At 55.2% G+C, this 18225-nt stretch carries 15 protein-coding genes and 1 riboswitch; of the genes, 10 read left to right on the forward strand and 5 right to left on the reverse strand.

The genetic code is table 11. From position 1 onward, the window contains the following. Positions 1-41: 41 nt before the first annotated feature. Genes BUE18_RS17980 through BUE18_RS17990 form a run of 3 tightly spaced genes read right to left on the reverse strand, consistent with a single transcriptional unit; the run spans position 42 to position 2760 of the window. Entirely contained in the window at positions 42-1052 is a 1011-nt protein-coding gene (locus BUE18_RS17980; RefSeq protein WP_073477572.1) for a FecCD family ABC transporter permease, read from the reverse strand. Further along, on the reverse strand, positions 1049-1861 hold the full coding sequence (locus tag BUE18_RS17985) for an ABC transporter ATP-binding protein (RefSeq protein WP_073477573.1): 813 nt from the start codon (positions 1859-1861) through the stop codon (positions 1049-1051). Before BUE18_RS17985 ends, BUE18_RS17980 begins: the two co-directional genes overlap by 4 nt. Before the next feature lie 5 nt (positions 1862-1866). Next, positions 1867-2760 carry an ABC transporter substrate-binding protein gene (locus tag BUE18_RS17990; protein ID WP_073477574.1) on the reverse strand — a complete coding sequence of 298 codons (894 nt, stop codon included), beginning with the start codon at positions 2758-2760 and terminating at the stop codon, positions 1867-1869. A 127-nt stretch (positions 2761-2887) separates the two neighbouring features. Beyond that, positions 2888-3075, reverse strand: a riboswitch (cobalamin riboswitch). A 267-nt stretch (positions 3076-3342) separates the two neighbouring features. Between BUE18_RS17990 and BUE18_RS17995 the strand changes: the two genes are divergently transcribed. Continuing rightward, positions 3343-5922: a PAS domain-containing hybrid sensor histidine kinase/response regulator gene (locus BUE18_RS17995; RefSeq protein ID WP_073477575.1), complete on the forward strand. Its 2580-nt coding sequence runs from the start codon at positions 3343-3345 to the stop codon at positions 5920-5922. A gap of 14 nt (positions 5923-5936) precedes the next feature. Here the strand turns inward: BUE18_RS17995 and BUE18_RS18000 are convergent, their stop codons facing one another. Then, positions 5937-6578 carry a TetR/AcrR family transcriptional regulator gene (locus BUE18_RS18000; protein ID WP_073477576.1) on the reverse strand — a complete coding sequence of 214 codons (642 nt, stop codon included), beginning with the start codon at positions 6576-6578 and terminating at the stop codon, positions 5937-5939. A gap of 106 nt (positions 6579-6684) precedes the next feature. On the opposite strand from BUE18_RS18000, the gene BUE18_RS18005 reads away from it, so the two are divergent. Beyond that, the gene (locus BUE18_RS18005; RefSeq protein ID WP_083611124.1) at positions 6685-7863 is read left to right on the forward strand and encodes an alpha/beta hydrolase; all 1179 of its coding nucleotides are present in this window, start codon (positions 6685-6687) and stop codon (positions 7861-7863) included. Here the strand turns inward: BUE18_RS18005 and BUE18_RS18010 are convergent, their stop codons facing one another. Beyond that, positions 7864-8499, reverse strand: a complete 636-nt coding sequence (locus BUE18_RS18010; RefSeq protein WP_073477578.1) for a DUF2284 domain-containing protein — start codon at positions 8497-8499, stop codon at positions 7864-7866. A 246-nt stretch (positions 8500-8745) separates the two neighbouring features. Between BUE18_RS18010 and BUE18_RS18015 the strand changes: the two genes are divergently transcribed. The 8 genes from BUE18_RS18015 (at position 8746) to BUE18_RS18050 (ending at position 18175) form a co-directional block, all read left to right on the forward strand. After that, on the forward strand, positions 8746-9342 hold the full coding sequence (locus BUE18_RS18015; RefSeq protein WP_073477579.1) for a TetR/AcrR family transcriptional regulator: 597 nt from the start codon (positions 8746-8748) through the stop codon (positions 9340-9342). 40 nt (positions 9343-9382) lie between these two features. Further along, positions 9383-11827 (forward strand): efflux RND transporter permease subunit, encoded by a 2445-nt coding sequence (locus tag BUE18_RS18020; protein WP_073477580.1) that lies wholly within the window; start codon positions 9383-9385, stop codon positions 11825-11827. A gap of 78 nt (positions 11828-11905) precedes the next feature. Then, positions 11906-12712 (forward strand): outer membrane lipoprotein-sorting protein, encoded by an 807-nt coding sequence (locus tag BUE18_RS18025; protein WP_073477581.1) that lies wholly within the window; start codon positions 11906-11908, stop codon positions 12710-12712. Positions 12713-12745: 33 nt separating this feature from the next. Next, positions 12746-14191, forward strand: coding sequence for a DUF1302 domain-containing protein (locus BUE18_RS18030; RefSeq protein ID WP_073477582.1), 1446 nt, complete (start codon positions 12746-12748; stop codon positions 14189-14191). Positions 14192-14252: 61 nt separating this feature from the next. Further along, a complete protein-coding gene (locus BUE18_RS18035) occupies positions 14253-14957 on the forward strand; it encodes a DUF4126 domain-containing protein (protein ID WP_073477583.1) in 705 nt (234 codons plus the stop codon). Positions 14958-15262: 305 nt separating this feature from the next. Beyond that, the gene (locus BUE18_RS18040; protein WP_073477584.1) at positions 15263-15841 is read left to right on the forward strand and encodes a class I SAM-dependent methyltransferase; all 579 of its coding nucleotides are present in this window, start codon (positions 15263-15265) and stop codon (positions 15839-15841) included. A gap of 330 nt (positions 15842-16171) precedes the next feature. After that, positions 16172-17704 (forward strand): FAD-dependent oxidoreductase, encoded by a 1533-nt coding sequence (locus BUE18_RS18045; protein WP_073477585.1) that lies wholly within the window; start codon positions 16172-16174, stop codon positions 17702-17704. Positions 17705-17734: 30 nt separating this feature from the next. Then, entirely contained in the window at positions 17735-18175 is a 441-nt protein-coding gene (locus tag BUE18_RS18050) for a cytochrome c3 family protein (protein WP_073477586.1), read from the forward strand. Positions 18176-18225: the final 50 nt, after the last annotated feature.

Consider the following 18225-nt stretch of genomic DNA (forward strand, 5'->3'; position numbering starts at 1 on the left):
TCCTCCCGCTGCTTGGTTAAAAATGCCGCTCCAGTACGTTTTTATTTTTTCACCAATAATATTCTCAAAAAAACCGGTCCGCCGATAATGGCGGTTATAATCCCCACGGGCATTTCCGTGGGATGCACCGCAGTCCTGGCCACCAGATCGCACAAGGTCAACACGCCGCCTCCCAATAAAAACGACGCGGGCAGCACCACCCTGTGATCATAGCCGGAAAGGCGGCGGACAGCATGGGGGATCACCAGGCCCACAAATCCAATGGGGCCGGCCAGGGACACGGCTGCGGCCGTCGCCAGGCCTGCGCCCAGGAAAACCATTCTTTGGACGCGTTGTACATCAACGCCTCTTCCATGGGCCATATCCTCGCCAAAAGCAAGCTGATTTAACGCATTGGCCTGCATAAAAACCATGAGCAGGCCGGGAATGAGAAAAGGCGTGAGAGAAACCAGATCCTGGTAGCCCACCACGTCCAATCCTCCCATCATCCACCGGTCCATAGCCACCAATTGGTGAGGATTCACCAGGTAGCGTATCAACAAAATGGCTGCACCGCAAAGAATATTAAAGGTTACTCCCGCTAACAGGATGGTGTTCATGGAAATTCCCGTGGGCCTTTGGGCCAGCCAGTACAACCCGGCGATGCAGAACATGCATCCCGCCAGGCTTAAAAACTGGGTGGATGTGAACGGCCCGAATTGAAAAAACATGCCCGGGATGGATATGGCGGCCACGGCGCCCACGGCGCCTCCTCCCGCGATTCCCAGGATGTACGGCTCGGCCAGCACGTTTTTCAGCACCACCTGGAGTGCGGCGCCCACAACGCCCAGAGCTCCTCCCACGATAAAGGCCAAGAGCACCCTGGGCAGGCGATGATAGAGAAAAATGTCTGCGTCCACATTGGGGGAGTTGTGAAAAAGGCCGTTCATGACCTGGGTCATGTTCAGGGTTTCGCCGCCCAAAAAGGGCGAGACAAAAAAGACGGCTCCCGCCCCAATGGCGTAGATTGCGATAATGCCGTAAAACTGCCGGGAGGTAAGAATCCTGGTCATGCGCCCTCCCCTTTCCCGCCGGCAAGTCCGGGCGCGGGAAAAACCACCGGGACGTCCAGCGTCGGATGCTGCATGACTTCAATGCCCGGGCCGTAGGCCTCGCCCAGAACCTCGGGGGTGATGATTTGCCGGGGGCTTCCCTCCTGCACAATCGCCCCGTCGCGCATGAGCGTGAGAGTATGGGCGAAGACCGAGGCGATATTCAGGTCATGGGTGACGACGCCCACGGCCATGCCGCCTTTGACCAGTTGATCCAAAAGTTGAAAAAAACTGACTTCGTGGTGCATGTCCATGGCGCTGGTGGGCTCGTCCAAAAGAAGCACCCGGGGCTCCTGGGCCAACACGGAGGCAAGGACGACCCTTTGGCGCTCTCCGCCGGAAAGGTTGGTGAAGGAACGATCCTTCAGGTGGGTGGTGCGGGTTTGCTCCAGGCAATTTTCCACAATAGCCAGGTCGTTGGAATCCAGAAAACCGGCGCCGCGAAGCCTGGCGAATCGTCCCATGGAAACCACTTCGCCCACCGTGTAATCCAGATGGGTCTGGACGTGCTGAGGCAAGTAGCCAAGCACCTTGGCGCGCTCCCGGTTGGATATGCTTTTCATCTCCCGGCCGTCCAGGACGACCTTGCCGGAGCCCGGCTTGATGACATGGGCGGCCAGCTTCAAGAGCGTGCTTTTTCCCGATCCATTAGGGCCTATCACGGCTTTGACTTCCCCGGATTTAAACGCAAGGGAGCAGGGTTCCAGACGCCACGGGTTGTCCGGATACTGGTAAGTTGCGTTATCCAAGGTCAGAAGTTCCTGGGTCATGGCCGTTATTTTTCTCCGCCCGCCGGATTGGAATGAATGACGTCTGCAATGGCGCGGGCCGCCCGCCCCACCCTGGGTCCGGGAACCAAAAGATAATCCTGGGTCATGATATGAATGCGTCCGTTCCTGACGGCGGGCAGGGTTCTTAAAACAGCCCATTCTTCTTTCATGCGATCCATTTGCTCTTTCGTGAAGGTCTCGGAGGGGCGCATTTCCAGGATAATGTCCGGCGCCTGTCGAATCAGGCTTTCCTTGGAGACTTCCGGGTAGGCTGTTGGAATGTCGGAAAAAACATTTTCGCCTCCGGCGATCTTCAGCACCTGGCTGACAAAACTGGTTTTGGAGCAGGTGTAAATGCTGGACAGGCCACCCGGCGTTCTTCCCACGCACAAAAAAACCTTGGGTTTGGACAATCCTTCGACCTCCCGCTTGACTTCATCCAGTTCCTTGTGGATGTTCGCGATGACTTCCCCGGCCTTTTCCTCCTTACCTAACTTCTCACCCAAAATGTTTATGGTGTCGGAAATGCCTGCAATGGAGTCCATTTCCGTTTCCATGACGTCGATATTCCGGGAAAGGCAGTAATCCTTTACCTTGTCCAACTTGCCGCGAAAGATGACCAAGTCCGGCCGCAGGGCGGCGTAACGCTCCAAATTGGGGTTCAGTATTCCTCCCACCCTGGGCTTTTCCACGGCTTCCGGGGGGTAAATGCAATAGTCGGACACCCCAACAATAAGGTCTCCGCAATCAAGGGCGTATAGGCTTTCGGTAACGCTTGGGCCCAAGGATATGATGCGGGAATACCCGCCCGCGCCGGACTGCTCTGCATGGGCGGAGAAAAACAGGGGGAGCAGAAAGAACAGGCATGCCGGAATAAGCCGTTTTTTAGAAAAAATCACGCAAACGCTCCAATAAAAAAATCCTTAAGCCTAAAACAATAAGGCTTAAGGATTGCACCCAGCTTCTTCATCCTTAAAATGCGACGCGGAAAAAAAGCGTCCTTCTCAGGTCCGTTGCCTCGCAAACCTCAGAAATATATGTCCGGTCGGGTCTTCTGGCTTATGGATCAATCTACCGGCCGCGCCTTCCCGCCGGACTTGAGTTCGGCAGTGGCTTTTTGCGGCTTTCGTCCCCACTTACAGCGGCGGGACCACGACGGTTTTTCACCGTCTTCCCCGGCGCCCTATTGGGCTTCCGGACACCTGTATTTATGAGGAGTTATTATAATAATTCCCATCCATGTCAAGGAGAAATGCATTTTTGTCCGGTTGCCGGCCTATCATGCAGCAATTTCGTGCATTTTATAAGGATTCGCCCTTTTTTCCTGGTCCTGGCGCCTGCGCTGGTGGTAAAATATTAAATCAACAGACCTGAAGCCCCGATTACGTACACAACCTGCCAAGTATAAAGTTCGTCTCACATGTTGTGTATTTAGCCTTGATTAACGTCAAACGCTCCTTCAGCAGAAAAGTTAAAACATAATGCAGCCATTAGTTCTGGACCTTAGGACTATATTCATTGTTTTGGGAACGGTTATCCTGACCCTGGGCTTGTGCATGTTGGCCTATAATGCCATGCGGCGCACATATCCCGGTTTCAGGGAATGGACCCTGACGACCCTTTTTATGGGCTTGGGAGTCTTTATGGAGGGTTTAAGGGCTGAAGCGGTCATATACAGTTCCATGGTCATAGCCAATGGATTAATATGCTCCGCAATGGCCCTTTTTTACGAAGGCCAAAAAAAATACATGGGGGAATCCTCCCACACTTATGTCCATGCCGCCGTTGTCTTCGCCCTGGTGGGAATCAACGAATTTGTCTTTTCCGCCATATACCCCAACAGGCACGTCCGGGTCGTGATTATATCCCTTATTTGCGCAGCTTATTTTCTCATGAGCCTGTTTAAGACGGTGCAGGCTTACAAAAGCCGGCCGGAAAAGACTTACGCGCTTTTAATAGGCTTGGAGGTGACGGCCGTAATCCTGCTTATGATCCGAGGACTGGTGTTCATAACCCATCTCAACGCAACCGAACCCATTGTTTTTGAGGATCAGATCAATGCATTGGTGATGTTCTCCCTCATTGGATTCAGCATCTTTTTCATTTTCGCCCTGATCCAACTGAATTCCACAAAACTGGAAAACGATCTGGTGGAAATCCAGAAGCTCACCAAGGAAAGCGAAGAGGAATTCAGACTGCTTTCCGAGCAGGCCATCATGAGCATCATTGTTTTGCAGGACGGCGCATACAAATATGTAAACGATGCGGCTATCAGGCTGTCCGGGTACGAACGGGAGGAATTCCTGCGGATGAACTACCAGGACATGGCCATGCTGATTCATCCGGATTTTCGAGAGTTCGTGATAGAACAGGGCCTGAAAAAAATGGCCGGGGAAAAAAACGGCGTCGTCCATCATTACATGTACAAATTGCTGACCAAACAGGGAGAGGAGCGCTGGGTCGAGCAATATTCCAAATCCGTAATCTGGAAGGGGAAGTCCGCGGACTTTCTAACCCTGATTGACATCACCCCGCAAAAAAAGGCCGAAGAGGAGCTTAAAAAACGCGAGGAGCAGTATCGGGCTTTGGTGGAAAACGCCATGGACGTCATCTTCATTGCTCAGGACGAATATATCAAGTTCAGCAATTCGGCCATTGAGCAGGTGACGGGATATTCCATGGATGAAATTTGCGCCGTCCCCATTGTGGATCTTTTACACGCCGACGAAAAAGACATGGTCATAGACAGGCATATTCGCAGATCCCGCGGGGAAAGCCTTCCCAGCACCTATTCACACAGGTTCATTACCAAGGACGGTCAGGTCAAGTGGGGACAGTTGTCCAGCGTACGCGTGGAATGGGAAGGCCGAAACGCCACCTTGAACTTCCTCCGGGACATCACCCATCAGAAGGAACTGGAACAACAGGTTCAGCAGGCCCACAAGCTGGAGGCCATAGGCACCCTATCCGGCGGCGTGGCCCATGAGTTCAATAATCTGCTTTCCATTATTCTGGGCAATGTGGAAATGGCCATGGACGACGTTCCGGCGGAGGACGAAGCCATGGAGTTCTTGGAGGAAATCAAGATCGCCTCCAAACGGGGGGAGGAAATCGTCAGGCAGCTGCTTAGCTTCAGCAGGCCGGCTGCGCCGGAAAGAAAACTGGTGGACGTACCTTCTTCCATCCGGGAAACCATGGCGCTTTTGCGGGCGTCCATCCCTTCGTACATCGCCTTTCACGTGGACATTTCGCCCGAATGCCACAAGGTCTTGGGCGATCCCACTCAAATCCGCCAGGTGATCATCAATCTGGTCAATAACGCGGCCCACGCCATGGAAGGCGCTTCCGGCGGACTGGCCATCCGGGCCAGAAATGTTTTCTCCCGCACCGAGGAGATTTTTTTCGACCAGGTTTTGCTGCCGGGCGACTACGTGTCTTTGGAGGTTAAAGACAGCGGGCACGGAATCGCCAAAGAGGATCTGGGCCGGATTTTCGATCCCTTTTACACCACCAAGGACGTGGGCAAAGGGTCGGGCATGGGGTTGTCCGTGGTGCAGGGAATTATGAAAGCCCATGGGGGCGGCATTCGCATTTCCAGCGCTCCCGGAAAAGGCGCCCTGGTGGAGTGCTATTTTCCGTCCGCGGGAAAAGGCGCTCCCGCCGAGCCGCAAAAGCAACAGGAAACCCCTACAGGTACGGAAAAAATCCTGTTCGTGGATGATGAACCCCCCATCGTGGACATGATCAAAGGACGGCTGAAAAGACTGGGCTACAAGGTGACAGCCGTGGAATCCCCCTTGGAAGCCCTGGAAATGTACACGCAAAATCCCGCAGGCTTTGACCTGATCATCACGGACCTGACCATGCCGGACATGACCGGCGACGTTCTGATCAACCGCCTGATGAACGTAAACCCGGACGTCAAGACCATCATCTGCACGGGCTTTAATGAAAAAATCGACGCGCTCAAAGCCAGGGAAATGGGCGCCAAAGCCTTTTTAAGCAAGCCCGTGGACCGTCACATCATGGCCGTGACCATTCGCCAGGTTCTGAAATCATAGTATAAAAGCGCGTTTCAGCTTTTATCCATACCGGCGTCAAAAATATACCGGCACAGCATGTCCGATGTCTCCTCCAAAAACTCCTCTTGGTCCAGCCGGTCCGCCGAATCCATAACCTGGCGGTGAGTCAGGGATTCCAGCACCCGAATGATCATCCTGGCGGCCGCCCCGCCCTTTGTTTTTCTGGCGTGCGGCGTCTTGTCCAAAAGAATCCGGAGGCGGTCCACCATGATTCTTTCCATGTTCATGAACGCCTCCCACCATATTTTTCCGGTGATGGGGATGTCCTGCACAATGGCCCGGTGCACCCCCGGCTCCCGCTTATGAAGCTCCATGGCCAGGTGGACGAATTCCCTCACATCGTCCGGAGTGATGCATCCCCTCGCCTCCACCAGGGACATGAGCGCGTCCGTCCCGGAGGCGGCTTCCGCCATGTGGGCCTCCATGAGGCTCAACACGATGCTCTCTTTGTTGGGAAAATATTGATACAGGGAGCCGATGGAAACTCCGGCCCGGTCAGCAATGTGATTGGTCGTCGTTCCGGCGTATCCCCTGGCCTCCAAAACCTGAGCCGCCGCCTCCAGGATGGCGCTCACCGTTTCCCTGGATCGGGCCTGCATGGGCTTTTTGCGTACCTTTGAGGCATTTTCAAACATGCCGAGCCTCCCCTCATTCAATGCGAGTTGAGAATATGAGCAATTACTTATATTATTCGTGCGGGTTGTCAAGATGAATGGCGCGAAGCAATTTAAGGAGGATCGCATGGAGCATTCTTTTCACGTGGGAACCTATGATTTTCATCCCGAATCCAACATCAACTTCCAGCTTAACCGGCAGATTTCCCTGGGCGGCGGCCGCATGGAGGATATTCGGGCGGTCTCTCCCAAAATAAAAAACCTGGACGACTGGAAGCGGGAGTTTTTGGCCCTGGCCCGTCTGGCGGAGCAGGAGGAGCGTTGGAAACATGCCGCCTCCTATTATCGGGGGGCGGAGTTTTTCATGACGCCGGGCGATCCCGACAAGGAATGGGCTTACGACCAGGCCGCAGCGCTGTTTGAAAAAATCGTGGGGGCTGATTTGGACTCAGGAGCCTTGGTTGTGGAAGCGGCGCCATATGAAAAAAGCCGGCTGCCTGTTTTCAGGCTTCCGGCGCCGGAAAGGATGCAGTCCAAAGGGACGATCTTGCTTCATGGGGGATACGATTCCAGCAAGGAGGAGCTGTATCCCAGCGCGGACTTCGTCCGCAAGCAGGGGTATGACGTTTACTTGTTCGAGGGTCCGGGCCAGGGAGAGGCTTTGGTGAAAAACGGGCTGAATATGACTCATGAATGGGAAAAGCCGGTGGGCGCCGTTTTGGATCATTACGGCCTGGAAGGCGTCGCCCTGGTGGGTGCGTCCTTGGGGGGATGCCTGGCGCCCCGTGCGGCTGCGTTTGAGCCGCGCATCAAACGGGTCGTCGCCTGGGGCGTGATGTACGATTTTTTCGAGGTGCTGACCTCGGTGCGCGGCAAGGCCATGGAAATCGGGATGAAAAGCCTCATTGCCTTGCGGGCGAAAAAGGCTTTGAACCGCATGGCGGCCCTGCGCATGGAGCGGGATCCCTTCGCCAAATGGGGCATTAATCACGGCATGTTCGTCATGGGCAAGCCCACGCCTTATGATTTTCTGCAATACGCCAGGAATTTCTCCATGAAAGGCGTTTCCGGCAAGGTTAAACAGGATTTCCTGCTTTTGGCCGGAACCAGGGATCATTTCATTCCTCTCGACCATTACCACCGGCAGGCCCGGGAGTTGACCAACGTGCGTTCTTTCACGGGCAGAATTTTCACCGAGGCCGAGCAGGCGGAAAACCATTGCCAGTGCGGAAACATTCCTTTGGTGTTCAATGTGATCAACGAATGGATGAACGGTTTGGATCAAAGGGATGGAGATTTTTTTTGATCACCCAACCATCACCAGGCCGTAGAGGTTGACCCGGTCGGGGACCAGGGGGACGTCCAGATTGCGGGCCATGGCCTTGGCGTCGATGCCCACGGCGGCCAGAGTGGGCCTGGCCTTATAAGGGTGGATGCACCCTTTGGCCCGCACAAGGGCCTGGCAGCGGCTTTCCTTGTGGCACAACACGGACCGGCAGTTTCCCGCTCCAAAACCCGAGGCCATGTGGTATCCCCTGTTGAAGGCGTCCGACTCCAGGGCCGTAATGATGGACGCCGCCTGCAGGCACGCCTGCCTGTAATAAACGTCTTCGATCCACCCCTGCCCCTGGTCCGGCATCCCCAAGGGGGCCAGGCAGCAAAAAAACACGCCGTATCTGAAAGAGCGCAACGAGTCCCACAGGGAGTCCAGAGGCATTCTCACAGGCCAGTGTTCCGTCAGGTTGTCGGGATCTTCCAAGGCCTTGTCGACCCGCGCCAGGCTTTCGTCAAAAACCACGGCCCCGCCGGAGGTCAGGCGCGCCTCCCGGGCGCCGCGGTCCAGGGCCAGCTTCAACAGTTCTTCCATGTCCTGGGCTATTAAAGCCGGATCTTTGTGTTTGGGAGCCATGGAATAGTGGTGCGGATCGGTATTCGGGGGCATGTGCGCCTCAACTTGTTAAGGTTTGGATACGCTTGCGGCGGGAGCGCCGCCTATGAGACCGAAAAAACACCGCTGTTACGAAAGGTGGATGCTAATATACCACAGGGCTCCTGTTATTTGCAAATCAAATAGGAGCCGGGGGAAGGATAGAGGGGCGAAATTTTATCGGGCGTACAAATTTTTTCCTTGACTCAGGGTCCCTTTCCCTGTACATGTGAATATAAATTCACTAAATGGAGCCCAAGCATGGCCACCCCCCGCCTAAAAACCGAAGAACGAAAAAAACAAATCGTCCAGGCCGCCCTCACCCTGGTCTCCACCCGCGGCGTGGCGGCCATGACCATGGAGCGCACCGCCCGGCTGGTGGGAGTCTCCCCGTCGGCCCTGTACCGGCACTTTAAAAACAAGGCGGAAATGCTGGATGCGGTCCTGGATCTTCTGGACATCCAGTTCGCCAATGAAATCCAGGAGGCCCTGGACAACGGCGGGGACGCCCTGGACGCCCTCCGGTACTTCCTCATGCAGCGGGTGCGGTTCATCATGGAGCACCGCAGCATCCCCAGGCTTTTGTATTCCGAGGAGATCCTCTACAAATACCCGGAGCTGCAAAAAAAGGTCAACGGCATATTCAAAAACCACATTCTGAGGCTCCAGGACGTGGTCCGGCAGGGCCAAAACCAGGGGCTTATCAGAACGGACGTCACCCCGGTGGAGACGGCGGTCATGTTCATCGGCCTGTTCAAGCCCGTGGACGAGATTTACGACATCATCGGCGGCCGCTTCGACCTGGTGGCTCACATCCACAAGGTCTGGAACATCTTTGTGGAGGCCATTTCCCCTTGACCGCAAAGATGTGATTACCCATTCACATAAGGACGGCGCTATGAAAGCATGGCGGGACAACATCGAAGCCTGGTTCGAAAAAACCGGGCGCCTCATCTGCAAACATCCTTTCATCACAGTCTTTTTCTTCGCCTGCCTGTCGGGCTTTCTCCTTTTTCAACTTCCCAAAACAACCATAGACACCTCCCCCACCGGCATGCTCCATAAAAACGACCCGGCCATGGTCCGCTACAACGAGTTCCGGGACCAGTTCGGTAGGGACGAGATGATCCTCGTTGCCGTGGGTCCTGTGGACGTGTTTTCCCGGCCGGTTCTGGAAAAAATCCAGGCCCTTCAGCAGGACCTGGAGGAAAACGTCCCCTATCTGGAGGAGGTGACCAGCGTTTTGAACGCCCGGTCCACCCGGGGCGAAGGGGACGAATTGATTGTGGAGGACCTGTTCGAGGAATGGCCCCAAACCGCCCGGGAGATGGAATCGCTCAAGCAGCGGGCTCTTTCCACGCCCATCTACCGCAACATGCTGATCAATGAAGACGCGACCTACACCGCGATTTCCATTGAAACCAGCGCTTACAAGCCCATGGCCGGCGCCAGTTTCGACGCTTTTTCCGACAGCCTTAACGCCCCGTCCGTCAAACCGGAATACTTGTCCGACGCTGAAAACTCCGAAATCGTCCGGGCGGTCCGGGCCGTGGTTGCAAGGCATTCCAGCCCGGAATTTCCATTATATACGGCGGGATCTCCGGTCCTCACCGAGGACTTGCGGGATTATATGCTCCGGGACATCGCCCGATTTTCCGCAGCCGCCATCCTATTGATATCCCTGCTGCTCATGGTTGCGTTCCGAACCTGGGCCGGGGTGGTCTGGCCGCTTACCACGGTCATCCTGTCATTGGCCTGCACCCTTGGGCTCATGGCCATGTTCGGGGTTCCCTTAAAACTGCCCACGCAAATCCTGCCCTCTTTCATCCTGGCGGTGGGCGTGGGGGATTCCGTACATATCCTGGCCATTTATTACCGGAACATACGGATAGGCCTGGAGCGAAACGAGGCCGTCGCCAAAGCTCTTGGCCATTCGGGCCTGGCCGTGCTGCTGACCAGCTTGACTACGGCGGGCGGACTGCTGTCCTTTTCCCGGACGGAAATCGCCCCCATTGCGGACTTGGGATTATTCTCCGCCGCCGGGGTAGTGCTGGCCCTGGTGTTCAGCCTGTTTCTCATGCCAGCCTTGATCGCCATTTTTCCGTCCGGAGAGCAAAGGCATACCAATAACGGCGCCTCCAGGCTGGACGGCTTTTTGTCGGCCATTGGCGACTTTGCGGTGGGCAGGCCCAAGGCCATCCTGACGGTCACTGCCATCATCATGGCGGCTTCAGCTTATGGTATAACCATGCTGCATTTTTCCCACCACACCCTGGCCTGGTTTCCCAAAGACTCGGATTTGGTGGTTTCCACCCAAACCATTGACCATGAAATGGGCGGAACCCTGACCATGGAAGTCATCGTGGATTCGGGCGAGGAAAACGGGTTTTACGAACCGGAGCGGCTGAACGCCCTATCCATTATGGCGGACAAAATAGAGCCTTTCACCTCGGAAATCGTGTTTGTGGGGCAAACCCGCAGCCCGGCGGACATTCTCAAGGAAATCAACCAAGCCTTGCATGAAAACAAGCCGGAGTACTACAGCATCCCCCAGGACAGGGAACTGGCCGCCCAGGAGTTTCTGCTTTTCGAGAATTCCGGGTCCGACGACCTGCAAAAGGTGGTGGACACGGATTTTTCCAAAGCCCGGTTCACCATCAAGGTTCCCAGCGTGGACATGGTCTATTACCACGACTTTGTGAACGCAATCAGCGCCTGGTTCAAAGAGGCCTTCCCAAATGACAAGGTTACGGTCACAGGGCTCATGAAGCTCTTGTATTCCACCTTTTACGCGGTCATGCACACCATGGCCGAAAGCTACATCATCGCCATTCTGGTCATCACCGTACTCATGATATTGATGATCGGAAACCTTCGTCTGGGGCTTATCTCCATGATTCCCAACATCGCCCCCATTGTGGTGTGCCTGGGCGTTATGGGCGCTTTGGACCTGACCTTGAACGCCTTCACCATTTTGATCGGATCCGTGGCTCTGGGTCTGGCCGTGGACGACACCATCCATTTCATGCATAATTTCAGGCGTTATTACGGCCAATATCATGACGCCGAAAGGGCGGTGCACGAAACCATGCAGACCACGGGCCGGGCCATGCTTTTCACCACCATAGCCCTGACTTCCGGGTTCATCGTGTTTCTCATGGCTTCCATGAAAAACCTCATGACATACGGCTCCCTGGCCGCCCTGACCATCAGCCTGGCCCTGCTGGCGGACTTTCTGGTGGTTCCCGCCCTCTTGGCCCTGGTCTTCAGGGACAAACGGGCTTCCGCCGGCTCCGGGGTTTCGGCCGGCCCAAAATACAAGGAGGCTGCTCAGCACGGTTGAAAGAACCGATAGGACTTGCTAAACCAAAAAACAATAGGCTTTAATGCAATTCAGACCCGAATATTCAAGGAGTTAATCATGAGATCCATCACGACTTTGTTGTTTTTCGTACTCGCCGCTCTATTCCTGGCCGCTCCTTTCGCTCACGCAGACGACGCCGAGGCCCGGCAAATCATGCAAAAGGTCAACGACCGGGACGACGGAGACAACGCCGTCTCCGAAGAGGAAATGATCCTCATCGACAAACGGGGCAAGCAACGCATTCGCAAAATCAAGAGTTTCCGCAAGGATTTTGGGGAGGACACCCACAGCATCCTGTTTTTTGAAGAGCCGGCGGACGTTCGCGACACCTCCTTCTTGACCTTCGATTACGACGATGAATCCAAGGACGACGACCAATGGCTGTACCTGCCCGCCCTGAAAAAGGTCAAACGCATCGCCAGTTCGGACAAGGACGGCGCCTTCATGGGTTCGGACTTCACCTACGGCGACATGACCGAGCGGGCATTATCCAAGTTCTCCTATGAAATGGTCCGGGAAGAGGATGTGGACGGCCATAAATGCTGGGTCATCCAGTCCACGCCCATCAACGACGACGTGGTGGACGAGTACGGCTACCTCAAGTCCCGGGCTTTTGTGAGGCAGGATAATTACGTGGTGGTCCGCGCCCAGTTTCAATGGGCCAAGGGCAACAAGTTCAAGGAAATGCGGGTGGAAAAGCTGGAGCAGATCGACGGAATCTGGACGGCCCTGGAAATGACCATGAAAACCATGAAAAATCGGGAAATCGTCCATCAGACCCTTTTAAGAACCACCAGCATCCAATACAATCAGCCCATGGATGAAACCATGTTTACCACTCGCCGCATGGAAACCGGACTGTAATTCTTATCATCTTTGCCAGGAGGGGGCGCGCAAGTGATTAATTTATCGATCAAAACGCTGATAGCAGTGTTGATATTGGTTTTCGGCCTTTTGGCGGCCCCGCCTATTTGGGCGGATGATTTTGATCAGGCCATGGACGCTTTTGAAGAGGCGGACGAGGAAATTGTGGTGGACGAGGAAGCCATTCCCGAGTCTCCGTCCCGGTTCCGGATTTCAGGATACGGCAAGCTGTCCTCCGTCTTCACCTACGATCAGCCCGCCCCGCCGCCGTGCAAGACCGACTACCGGGGCCTGTATCGCCTGCGGCCGGAACTGGACGCCAAGCTGGACGTGGATATTTTTGAAACCTGGAAAGCCCGGGCGGGCGGCAGGTTCTGGTACGACTTCGCGTACGACATCAAGGGCCGGGAGGATTTCACTGAGGAAACTCTGGACGAAATGGAGTCCGAAGCCGAACTCTGGGAGGCGTATCTGGAAGGCCGTTTGTTCAAAGGCCTTGACCTGCGCCTGGGCCGCCAGATTGTGGTGTGGGGAACCTCGGAGAATATCCGGGTGACCGACGTGATCAATCCCCTGGATCTCCGTGAAATGGGCATGGTGGACATCGAAGGCCTGCGCCTTCCCACGGCCATGGCCAGGGCGGATTACACCTTCGGGTATTGGACCATCACGGGCCTGATCATCCCGGAAATCCGCCCAGCTCAGCAGCCGCCGTACGGCGGCATGTATTACCCCTCGCGGTATAAACTGCCGGATGACCATCCGCCTGTGGACTCCATAGACAATATGGAATACGGCGCCCGCATCTCAGGGCATCTTCCCGGCTGGGACGTTTCCCTGTACTTCGCCGACGTGTATATGGACCTGCCCTATCTCAGGGAAACCGTGGAATTCAAACTCATCCGGCCGCCCATATTCATTCCGCCGGCCACCATTCTGCCGCCCGTGATCCAATACCCCCAATATGAATATCATTACGTGCGGGTTCAAATGTACGGCGCTTCCACGGCCATCGCCCTAGGCAACTGGCTGATTAAGGCCGAAGCCGCCTATTTTACCGGCCTCAATTATTATAACGAGCCCAACGAAGACCGGGACCGCTTTGACGGCCTGATCGGCCTGGAGTATTCGGGATTCACCGACACAACCATCAGCCTGGACGCGGCGGTTCGGTACGTCCCCAGCCACGAAGATATATTGGAAAACGCGCCGGACAACACACCCCAAAGCCAGCCTGAGGCGGCCCTGCGGATTCAAAGGGATTTTCGGCACGACACCTTTCATGTCACCCTTTTGGCAACAGCCATGGGGCACGACGCCGGGGACGGCTGGTTTGTCCGCGGCGAATCCGCTTACGATTGGACGGACAACCTGACCTTCACTCTGGGGGTGGTCGGGTACGGCGCGGACGACGACGGATACTACGCCTATGCAAAGGACAACGATTGCGTGTTCTTTGACATCAAGTACAGTTTTTAGCTACAGTAATCCTGCAATGGCTTTTTTGGCATGACTACAAGGAGGACTGTGCTAAAACATTATGGACGATTACAAACAAATAGTGGACGCCATCGCCCTATCCATGGGCGCGGCCTGGGCCAGCGGCGTCAACCTGTACGCCGCTATCCTGGTCCTGGGCCTTTTAAGCATCACCGGCAACATCGCCCTGCCCGAAACCCTCCATGTGCTTAACGAGCCTGTCGTGCTTTTCGCCGCAGGCTTCATGTTCATGGTGGAATTCTTCGCCGATAAAACCCCGGGCGTGGACACGGGCTGGGACGCCATCCACACCTTCATCCGCATTCCCGCAGGCGCGGCTTTGGCCGCGGGCGCCGTGGGAGATGTGAATCCCGCTGTCATGGTGGCCGCCGGAATCGTGGGAGGCGGGGTGGCCGCAGCCACACACGCAACCAAGGCCGGATCCCGGGTGCTGATCAACACATCCCCCGAACCTTTCACAAACTGGGCCGCCTCCATAGGCGAGGACATGGCGGTTGTCGCCGGCCTGTGGGCCGCCCTGCACTACCCTCTTGTCTTTATCTGCCTGCTGATCATCTTTCTTTTAATGCTGGTCTGGCTGCTGCCCAAGCTGTGGCGCGGGATCAAAAAGGTCTTCGGCTTTTTAAAGCGCCTTGTCACCGGCAAAAAGCAGGAGGATGACCCCAAGCAGCCCCAGGATGCAAAGGCTGATGACGCCTCCGCCGAAATCGGCCTGACGCCCGTGGAAAACGAAAAATCAGTCTAAAGGCATTTTGGATGCAGACTGATTTATTCAACTAATTTTGTTGGGTTTCACAGGCTCTACTCAAACTACGATTTATCAATAAAGATAGTAGGTTGGGTTACGAAGTCCGGTTATTTACATCAAACGGGCGAAAGCGTTCGCGGACTTCAAACCCAACAATAATATTTCCAAGAGGGAATATCCAATCCGATGTCATGAAAGATGGATTTTGAGGGACACGATACTAATCTCAAACACACGATAGGTAACTTTGCCCGCTTTTTAGAGATAAGTTCATGTCCCCAAACTCTGTTATAGGAGAAGCAATGACCGAAAAAAAATTCGACCCTAAAAAGCTGAAAAAATTGAACAATCCCGAAAGGTTGAAGGATATCCCCCCTGAATACATTCAAAGCAAACTCAACCTGGAAAATCCCAAGGTTTTGGTGGAGATCGGGGCGGGGACGGCCTTTTTTTCCAAGGCCTTCCAGGAATTGTATCCAGGCTCCGTGATCTACGCCTGCGATCTGTCCCAAATCATGCTCGACTGGATCAAAGAAAATATCACGCCCGAAAATCCGGACGTTATCCCCGTGAAGACCGAGGAATCCGCCCTGCCCCTTGACGACGGCCTGGCCGACCTGGTTTTTACCATCAATCTGCATCATGAGTTGGAAGATCATCTGGCCGTGCTCAAGGAAGCCTACAGGCTGCTTAAGCCGGGGGGAATGTTCTTTGTTGCGGACTGGCTGAAAAAGGAGATGGACGAAGGCCCTCCCCAGAATATCCGCTTTCTTTCCAGCGAAGCGGCGGATCAGTTAACGCAGGCAGGCTTTGAGAACGTTCGGGCTTATGACGAGGGCATGCCCAAGCATTTTTTGGTTATGGGAAAAAAGCCGGCATAGCCCCCTGACTGGATATAGCTTTTACCGCTTTTTAAAAAAGGACTGCTGATCCGGGAATTATTCGGCAAGATTTTTTCCGCTTGGTTAAAAATGCCGACACAACACCGGATTGCGTCCTTTTTTTATTTCCAAATAGATTATTAATTTTTTACTTTATATTTATATATATAATTATTTGAAATAATTTGTTTATACAAAACTATATCTTACCCATTTTTCTCCTGCGTCGCCGATGGCATGACCCTTGCCGTTCGGGTAGTGCACAGCGCACGCATGCGCCTTGTTTTATAAACAGCCGGATTGCCGCCCAATCGCAAGGAGGAGGAAAATATGAGCCAAACAGAAAAATCGACCACCATCAAACGACGCTCAGTCATTAAAGGAATCCTTGGAACCGGAGCCGCCGTAACCATGGCGCCGCTTGCATTAAACCTGACCGCCAAAGACGCCCAGGCGGCCCGGGCTCTGCCCCAACAATGGGACGAAACCGTGGATGTGCTGATTATCGGATCGGGCTTTGCCGGTTTGGCCGCGGCGGCCGAAGCGGCTGCGGCCGGGGCCAAAACCGTCATCCTGGAAAAAATGCCCGCCTACGGCGGCAACTCCATTATCAACGGCGGCGTTTACGCCTCGTGGGATGACGAACTGCATTTGCGGGAAAAGCTGAAGCTGGGCGAAGACAGTCCGGCGCAGCACACCCAGGACACCCTGAAAGGCGGCGATTTCTACGGAGACCCCGCCCTGGTGAAAATTCTGGCTGACGGCGCCACAGACGCCCTTAACTGGATGATGGACGAAGGCGGCTGCACCGTACGTCCCGCCCTTACCCGCGCAGGCGGCCACACAGCCTACCGCACCCATACAAGCACCGAAGGGGTAGGCCGGGGCTATACCGAGCCGTTGAGGAAAATCGCCCTGGCTCACGGGGCTGAAATCCGCCTGGGCGTGGAAGTCGCCTGGATCTGGCGGGAGGACGCAACCGGCCCCGTCCTTGGCGTGGAGGTCAAAAAAGGCCGCAGGGTTTCCAATATCAAGGTTGCTCGGTCTCTGGTGCTGGCTTCCGGCGGCTTCTCCCGGGACATCAAAATGCGCCAGGAGTTTAACCCATCCATCGTGCCGGAGATCAACTGCACCAATCATCCCGGCGCCACCGGCGAAATGATTCGCTACGCCCAGGCCATCGGCGCGGACACGCTGCAACTTTGCTTCATCCAGCTTTACCCCTTTGCAGAGCCCGAAACCGGCGTGCTGGACAAACCCGCCGTGTACCCTTTTAACGGCGTGGGATACGGCCTGGTTTACGTAAGCAGGGAAGGCAAACGGTTCGTCAATGAACTGGAGCGCCGGGACGTCTGCTCCCAGGCCCAGATCAACCTGGGTGAAAAACCCACCTATTCCATATTCAACGAAGCAATGATCGTCAAGATGGGCGGCGCCCAGGAAGACGTGGACAAAGGCTTGGAACGGGGCCGGTTCATCAAGGCCGACAGCATTGAGGAACTGGCCGGCAAGCTGAAAATCCCCGCCGCGGCCCTGGTGAAAACCGTGGAAGAGCACAATCAATATCTAAAAAAAGGCTCGGATCCGGACTTCAACAAGCCCATTACCGACAAAATGATTCCCCTGGAAAAAGGCCCGTTTTACGCCGTGGCCCAATGGCCGGCCGTGCATCACACCATGGGCGGCCTGCGGATTAATTCCAGCGCCCAGGTGATCGACATCTGGGGCAAGGTCATCCCCAAGCTATACGCAGCAGGCGAGGTGACCGGCGGCATCCACGGCTCCAACAGGCTGGGCAGCAACGCCATTCCCGACTGTGTGGTGTTCGGCAGAATCGCAGGCAGGAACGCGGCCAAGGTTTAAATCAGACTAGTTTTAATAGGAGAGCATCATTTGAAAAAACGGTTGGTTAAGCGTCTAATCATACTGTGCTTATTGGCTATGACATGGGCCGCCGCCGGTTGGGCGGGCGACGCCAAGCCTTTAAGCCGGGAGGAGTTGGACATGATCCGGGAGATATCCCGGGAAATTGACTCCTCACCTTATCTGGGCGGGCTGCATTATCAGAATGGAGTGTCCTGCCAGGATTGCCACGGCGTCCCCCAGCCAGGCTGGGACGATCCGCCGGAAGCCGAACAGTGTCTGTCCTGCCATGAAAGCCGGGAAGCCCTCGCCAAACTGTTTGACAAGGAACTCGCCCGCAAATGGGGCAATCCCCATGAATCCCACCTGGGAGATTTGGATTGCGCGGTTTGCCATAAAGGCCACTTGGCCTCAACTGTATACTGCTTGGGATGCCATACCAACGCCCCCTTTAGCATCCCCGGCCAATAGTTGCAGGCCTCACAAGCCGAAGGCGGCGGCTCGTCCCCGACGCCGCCTTC

The sequence above is a fragment of the Desulfatibacillum alkenivorans DSM 16219 genome (assembly GCF_900142135.1).
GTDB classification, from domain to species: Bacteria; Desulfobacterota; Desulfobacteria; order Desulfobacterales; family Desulfatibacillaceae; genus Desulfatibacillum; species Desulfatibacillum alkenivorans.

Bases quoted from the DNA above. Each gene is read 5' to 3' on its own strand.
- BUE18_RS18015 (WP_073477579.1), top strand. From the start codon at position 8,746: ATGGCCACCCCCCGCCTAAAAACCGAAGAACGAAAAAAACAAATCGTC.
- BUE18_RS17985 (WP_073477573.1), bottom strand. From the start codon at position 1,861: ATGACCCAGGAACTTCTGACCTTGGATAACGCAACTTACCAGTATCCG.
- BUE18_RS18020 (WP_073477580.1), top strand. From the start codon at position 9,383: ATGAAAGCATGGCGGGACAACATCGAAGCCTGGTTCGAAAAAACCGGG.
- BUE18_RS18040 (WP_073477584.1), top strand. From the start codon at position 15,263: ATGACCGAAAAAAAATTCGACCCTAAAAAGCTGAAAAAATTGAACAAT.
- BUE18_RS18005 (WP_083611124.1), top strand. From the start codon at position 6,685: ATGGAGCATTCTTTTCACGTGGGAACCTATGATTTTCATCCCGAATCC.
- BUE18_RS18010 (WP_073477578.1), bottom strand. From the start codon at position 8,499: ATGCCCCCGAATACCGATCCGCACCACTATTCCATGGCTCCCAAACAC.
- BUE18_RS18035 (WP_073477583.1), top strand. From the start codon at position 14,253: ATGGACGATTACAAACAAATAGTGGACGCCATCGCCCTATCCATGGGC.
- BUE18_RS17980 (WP_073477572.1), bottom strand. From the start codon at position 1,052: ATGACCAGGATTCTTACCTCCCGGCAGTTTTACGGCATTATCGCAATC.
- BUE18_RS18025 (WP_073477581.1), top strand. From the start codon at position 11,906: ATGAGATCCATCACGACTTTGTTGTTTTTCGTACTCGCCGCTCTATTC.
- BUE18_RS18045 (WP_073477585.1), top strand. From the start codon at position 16,172: ATGAGCCAAACAGAAAAATCGACCACCATCAAACGACGCTCAGTCATT.
- BUE18_RS18000 (WP_073477576.1), bottom strand. From the start codon at position 6,578: ATGTTTGAAAATGCCTCAAAGGTACGCAAAAAGCCCATGCAGGCCCGA.
- BUE18_RS17995 (WP_073477575.1), top strand. From the start codon at position 3,343: ATGCAGCCATTAGTTCTGGACCTTAGGACTATATTCATTGTTTTGGGA.